At 74.3% G+C, this 6642-nt stretch carries 3 protein-coding genes; 1 reads left to right on the forward strand and 2 read right to left on the reverse strand.

Annotation, left to right across the window (positions count from 1 at the left end):
- Window positions 1-148: 148 nt before the first annotated feature.
- Window positions 149-2869 (reverse strand): cellulose binding domain-containing protein, encoded by a 2721-nt coding sequence (locus tag DQW06_RS10925; RefSeq protein ID WP_117198387.1) that lies wholly within the window; start codon window positions 2867-2869, stop codon window positions 149-151.
- A gap of 93 nt (window positions 2870-2962) precedes the next feature.
- Window positions 2963-5236 (reverse strand): glycoside hydrolase N-terminal domain-containing protein, encoded by a 2274-nt coding sequence (locus DQW06_RS10930; RefSeq protein ID WP_117198388.1) that lies wholly within the window; start codon window positions 5234-5236, stop codon window positions 2963-2965.
- An 85-nt stretch (window positions 5237-5321) separates the two neighbouring features.
- Here DQW06_RS10930 and DQW06_RS10935 point away from each other — a divergent pair.
- A partial coding sequence (locus DQW06_RS10935; RefSeq protein WP_157983401.1) for a beta-galactosidase occupies window positions 5322-6642 on the forward strand: 1321 nt, incomplete at its 3' end.

Consider the following 6642-nt stretch of genomic DNA (forward strand, 5'->3'; position numbering starts at 1 on the left):
GGGTTCCCCTCCTCCTGGAACCCCGGGGGCGCGGGTGTGCCCGGGGTTCCGTGACGGCTCCGGCGGCGGCCCGTTCGCCGGTCCCCGTCCGGGCACGGCGAAGGGCCGGGAACCGCCCCGCGGCTCCCGTCCCCGCCGTGTCAGGGCGTCAGCCGCAGGCCTCCCCGTCGAGGGTGAGCCCGGTCGGCTGCGCGGGCTCGCCGTCCACGGTCCCGTTGAAGCCGACCGTCACCGAGCTCCCCGGGGCGATCCGGGCGTTCCACCCGGCGTCGGTGACCCGCACGGACGCGCCGTCCTGGGTGTACGCGCCGTTCCAGAGGCTCGTGACCTCCTCACCGGCCGTGAACTCCCAGCCGACCTCCCAGCCCTCCAGTGCCTCGTCGCCGTCGTTGGTGACCGTCACCCCGGCCTGGAACCCGCCGCTCCAGGTGTTGGTGACGGTGTACTCGACCGCGCAGTCCCCGGGCTCGGGGTCCGGGGACGGCTCCGGGGTGGGTTCGGGGTCCGGCGTGGGCTCCGGCGTGGGCTCGGGGTCGCCGCCCCCGCCCGCCAGGTCGCCGTAGACGATCCCCCGGCCGTTGGTGCCGACGTAGACCCGGCCGTAGACGTTGGGGTCGCCGGTGATGGTCGCCCCCGTCCAGGCCCACTGGTGCTGGTCGTCGTTGATCCGCACCCAGCTCTCGCCCGCGTCGTCGGAGCGGAAGATCCCGCGCACGCCGTCGATCCTGGAGCTGGTGTACACCGCCGGGTAGTCCGAGCCCGGCGCGGGCGCGCCGAAGCCGACCGCGTCGCCCTCGTCCACGGCCTCGACCTGCTCGAAGGAGGCCCCGGCGTCCGTGCTCCGCCACATGCCGTAGTGGTCACCGGTGCCTCCGGCGACCCACACGTCACCGGTGTGGCCGGGCACCGCGCCGAAGCGGATGTTGCCCTCGGCCGGGAGCCCGTCGAAGCCCGCCGTGAAGGTGGCCCCGCCGTCGGTGCTGGTGTAGAAGGTGCCGCCGGAGACGGCGTAGAACACGTCCGGGTCCACCCGGTCGGCCTCCACCCTCGCGCCCGCCGGAACGCCGGTGGAGGCGGTCCACGACGAGCCCAGGGTGGTGGAGACGTGGACGCCTGTGCCGTCGGGGCTCCACACGACGGACGAGCCGTCCGCGTTCACCGCGACCGTGCCGCCGCCGGTCACGCCGCCGGGCTCCTGCCCGGCCCACCAGCTCTCGCCGCCGTCGGTGGACAGGCCGATGGCGGCCTCGGCGTCGCTGCCGCCGACCCGCGCGATGGTCGCGGGCTGGAGTTCGGCGAAGTCCAGGCTGGTCCCGTGGCCCCAGTAGGGCTGCTGGTACATCTGGTCGGGGACGGTCTCCAGGTCCTGGTGGGTGAAGCCGCCGATGTCGAGCAGGGCCGAGTGCAGCGGCGCGCCCTCGGGCGGGCTGATCAGGTCGTTCACGGCCGTCTCCTCGATGCCGTGCGCCCTGACCCCGATGTCGAAGGTGGTGCCCGCGTCCCAGTCGGTGAGGTTGTCGCTGCCGTAGATCGTGGCGCCCGTGCCGTACATGAAACGGTCGGAGTCGAACGGGTCGATCGCCATCGCCTGCGTCATCCAGCCGAGTTTGGGCTGGGTCTCCGGGGGCGTCCCGGTACCGCCGAAGTCCAGCCAGGGCGCTCCGGAGATGTCCATCTCGTAGCGCGTGGTGCGCTCGGGGTAGGCGCCCCAGTCCCACGCCTGGGTCCAGGTCTGGCCGCGGTCGGTGCTGCGGTAGATCTGGATGTCGGGCCACCAGGAGATCTGGGTGGCGACCATCAGCGTGTCCGGGTCCTGCCGGTCGATGGTCAGGCCGCCGTAGCCGAAGTAGTTGTCCTCGGAGCCGGAGGGGACGGGGCTGATGTCGGTCCACTCCCCCGTCGCCAGGTCCATGCGCCACACGTCGCCGGAGTCGCCGTCGTAGGGGCCGGGGGTGCTGGTGGTGGCCATGTAGAGCTGGCCGCCCTCGTGGTCCACGACCGAGTGCGCGGGCAGGTGCCCCGTGGGCGCGCCGGGGACGGGCTCCCAGGTCTGTCCGCCGTCCTGACTGCGGTAGACCGGGTCGTCCAGGTCGGCGACGCCGACGTAGACGTCCTGGGTGACCGAGCCCTCGGACCCGGTCCTGGGGTCGAAGTCCACCCAGGTCACGCCGGTGATGTCGGACATCATGCCGGTCTCGTCGCCCGGGTCCTGGACGTAGTCGCCGGGGTTGGGGAAGGCCTCGACCTCGGCCCAGGTGGCGCCGTGGTCGGTGCTGCGCCACAGGCCGTTGCCGCCGCTCGCGCCGAAGTAGACGACGCTGTTGTCGTTGGGGTCCACGGCCAGGCGCTCGCCGAGGCCGCGGCCGGGCATGTTGCCGCCGAGCTTGAAGGGCAGCTCGGCGACGTCCCAGGTCTCGCCGCGGTCGTCGGAGCTGAGGATGGCCCCGTTGTTGGGGTCCCAGCCGTTGGTGTAGGTGCCCACGGCCGCGTACACGCGATCGGGGTCCACGGGGTCGGTGGCGATGCTGACGACGCCCGTGTAGCCCCACTCGTCCCAGCCGACCCAGTCGAGCAGGGGGATCCAGCGTTCGGTGTCGGGGTTCCAGCGGTAGGCGCCGCCGATGTCGGTGCGGGCGTAGGCCAGGCCCGGTTCGGTCTCGCTGAAGACGATGCCGGGGACGAAGCCGCCCCCGACGATCTCGACGTTGTCCCACTCGTAGGCGGCCTGTGCCGCGGTCGGCTCGGCGGGAGCGGCCCCGGCCGCGGTGGTGGCGACGACGGTGGAGGCGGCCAGTGCGGTGGCCGCCGCGACGGCGAGCGCCGGTAAGCCCCGCCCGCGTCTGGGGGGCCGGTGCTGTTCGGGAGGCATGTGCGGGCTCCTTGGGGGAATCTGGGGGGTACGCCCGTCCCGGGAAATCCGGCCCCGGGCGGACGCGAATTCCCCATTAGTCTGGATAGCCGACTAACCCCCGGCAAGGGGTGTTGTGGAGGAAATTTCGAAGCGATTCGACTCTTCCCCGGCGACCATCGGGAATTGCAGGGACACCGTCCGGTCCGGTACCAGGTCCACCTTGCGCCGCTCCCCTCCGGGAAGCGCCACCACCGTCTCGCGGGGCTCGACGGCCCGCAGCCGCGCGCGGGCCCGATCGCCGGACCACTCCAGGAGTTCCACGACGACCCCGCCCCGGGCCCGCAGCCCCTCCACCCGGCCCGAGGCCCACTCCCGGGGCAGGGCGGGCAACAGGTCCAGGCGCCCCTCGGCGGACCGGGCCAGCATCGCCGCCGCCACGGCCGGGAACCCGCCGCCGATGTCCACGTTGAACAGGCTGCCCCGGTTGTGCGTAGGCACCAGGGTGGGGCGCCAGTAGCGGGTGGCCAGCAGGGACAGGGTCTCGTGCGCCTCGGCGGCCAGGCCCAGGTTGGCCGCGGCCAGCCCCAGCTGGACCAGGCCGAAGGCCATCTCGTCGGACTCCTGCCCGCGCCACCACTCCAGGCGGGCGCGCACGGCGGCGACCGCCGCCGCACGCAGCCGGGGCGAGGCCAGGGCGGGGTCGGTCTCGTACCAGAGCGGGTACAGGTGGGAGGCGTGCCGGTGCGCGTGCCGCTCGGTCTGTCCGACCGGCCCGGCCGGGCCCGCCCACTCGGCGAGTTCGCCGCCCGGGGCGACCCGGTATCCGGGCAGCCGCGCCCCCAGCCGTGCCCAGCGGCGGGAGCCGGGAACGCCCAGCACACGGTGCGCCCGCAGCAGGTTGCGCACCAGGTCGCGCACGGCCGCGACGTCCATGGTGGCGTTGACGGCGGCCTGGCCGCCGCCGTCCCCGGGGGTGTTCTCCGGCGAGTAGGAGGGGGAGAAGCCCTCGTCGGTGAGGAAGTCCTCGTGGAACTCCGCGGCGGCGGTGAGGAAGGGCAGGGCGCGCTCGCGCAGGAACGCGCGGTCGCGGGTGTGGGAGTAGTGGTCCCAGTACAGGCGGGACGTCCACGCCGCTCCCGCGGTCCAGCAGGTCAGGCACCACTCGGGGCCGAAGTGGTTGTGCCTGCCGGAGGTGGAGGCGTGCGCGGGCAGCAGGATCCCCCGGCAGCCGTAGAGCCGCCGCGCGTTCTCCGCCAGGTCGTCGGCCATGCCGTCGAGGAGGTCGAACAGGCCGGTCATCAGCTCGGGCGTGCCCGTGGTGTGCAGGGCCGCGAGGGCGGAGGGCAGGTTGCCGTCGAAGGTGTACCCCGACCGCCACGGTGGGTCGTAGGTGCCGCTCCACACCCCCTGGAGGGTGGGCGGCAGGTCGCCGCAGCTGGAGATGATCGCGTACCGCCCGGCGTCGACCAGGCGTGCGATCAGGTCGGGGGCGGCCCCCGCCGCCAGGAGGTCCTCGCCGAGCGCGTCGGGGTGGGCCGGACCGCCCTCCAGCTCCAGCCGGAAGCGGGACATGAGGTCGCCGTGCACCGCCCGGTGGCGTTCGAGCGCCCCGGCGAAGTCCTCCGGGATCCCGGCGGACGCGGCGAAACCGTCCACCCGCACGCGTGCCACCAGCCGGAGCCGCCGGACACCCCGCAGGTCCAACCCCTCACCACCGACGCCGACCCGACCGCCCTCGGCGCTGACGGCGCAGGTCACCGTGTACCCGGACAGGCCGCCGGGCGGGCGCTCGGGGAAGTCCGCCCGCAGGGTCAACAGGCCGGGGGCCGCCTCAGGGGCCACCGCCATCGGGACCGGCGGCGTCTCCTCCAAGGCGGTGAGCCGCAGCGTTCCGTCCAGGCCACCGGGTGAGGCGAGCTCGACGACCACGGCGTCGTCGGACCGGGAGGCGAAGGCCCGGTGCACGGTCCCGTCCGGCAGCTCCTCCGTGACCAGGCCCGAGTCCAGGTCGCACGTGCGCGTGACCGGCCCCGGCCGGGGTCCGCGCGGGGCGAACGAGAGCACGGCGGCCCCCACCAGCGGGTCGATCCACCGGGTGTCGGCGTAGCCCGGGTGCTCCCGCGCCGCGAACTCCGTGATCCGCCCGGCGGCCTCGCGGGAGCGGCCCCGGCGCAGCAGCTCCCTCAGTTCGGGCAGCAGGGAGGCGGTCGCGGGAGCGGGCAGGGGCTCCGTGACCGGCAGGAACAGCCGCTCGTGGCCCAGCGTGAGGCGGACGCGCTCCGCCGTCGAGTGCACGAGCGCCCCCTGGCGCCCGTTGCCGGTGACCAGCGCGTCCTCCCAGTTCCCGACCGGATGGCGGGTGCGGACCCGTCGTGCTGCGGACATGCGCTCTCCTCGTGTGGGGGGTGTCGCCCGGAAGGGTTTTCGCCCTACTTTGTTGGCGCACACACCAAACCAGAAGGAGTTCCCCATGTCCTCTCCGCTGTGGTTCGGCGGCGACTACAACCCCGAGCAGTGGCCGGAGGAGGTCCAGGCGGAGGACGTGGAGCTGATGCGCCGCGCCGGGGTCAACCTCGTGACGGTCGGCGTCTTCTCCTGGGCGCTCCTGGAGCCGAAGGAGGGCGAGTACCGGTTCGAGTGGCTGGACCGGGTGCTGGACCGGCTCGCCGACGCCGGGATCGGGGTCGCGCTGGCCACCCCGACCGCCTCTCCCCCGCCGTGGTTCGGGCTCGCCCACCCCGACGCGATGCCGGTGACCGCGGACGGGACCCGGCTCACCCACGGCAGCCGCGACACCTACGACGTGTGCTCCCCCGCCTACCGGGAGGCCTCGGTGCGCATCGCCCGCGCGCTGGCGGAGCGCTACTCCGGGCACCCGGCGCTGCGCCTGTGGCACGTGCACAACGAGTACGGGACGTGGTCGCACTCCGAGCACACCGCCGGGGCCTTCCGCGACTGGCTGCGGGGTCGCCACGTGGACCTGGACCGGCTCAACGCGGCGTGGACCACGGCGTTCTGGAGCCAGCACTACTCGGAGTGGGAGCAGATCCAGCCGCCGCGGGCGACCCAGTACCTGCCCAACCCGGCGCACGTGCTGGACTTCCGGCGGTTCCTGTCGGACGCGATGCTCGACCACTTCCTGTCCCAGCGCGACGTGCTGCGCGCCGTCCGGCCGGACGTGCCGGTCACGACCAACCTGGCCTTCGGCGACTGGGTGCCGGTGGACCCGTGGCGGTGGGCCGAGCACCTGGACCTGGTGGCCGTGGACGACTACCCGGACCGGACGGGGCAGGGCGGGGCGGAGCAGACCGCCTTCGCCGCCGATCTGGCCCGCTCGTGGGCGGAGCGCGTGCCCGGCCCGGGTCGGCCGTGGCTGTTGATGGAACAGGCGGCGGGTGTGACCTACACGGGCGAGGTCACCCGGCCGAAGGCCCCCGGGGAGACGGCGCGGCACAGCCTGGCGCACGTGGCGCGCGGGTCGCGGGGCGCGATGTTCTTCCAGTGGCGGGCGTCCCGGGGCGGCGCCGAGCAGTGGCACTCGGGGATGGTGCCGCACGCCGGGCCGGATTCGCGGATCTTCCGCGAGGTGTGCGAACTGGGGAGCGTGCTGCCCCGCGTGGCGGAGGCGCGCGACGCCGACGTGGTCGCCGACGCGGCGCTCACCTGGGACCCCGAGTGCTGGTGGGCGCTGGGCAGCCCGTCGCTGCCGGCGCGGGGCGTGGACTACCTGGAGGCGGCGCGTCAGGTGCACCGGGTGCTGTGGCGGTCGGGGCGCACGGTGGACATGGTGC

The sequence above is a fragment of the Nocardiopsis sp. TNDT3 genome (assembly GCF_003427465.1).
Lineage (GTDB): Bacteria > Actinomycetota > Actinomycetes > Streptosporangiales > Streptosporangiaceae > Nocardiopsis > Nocardiopsis dassonvillei.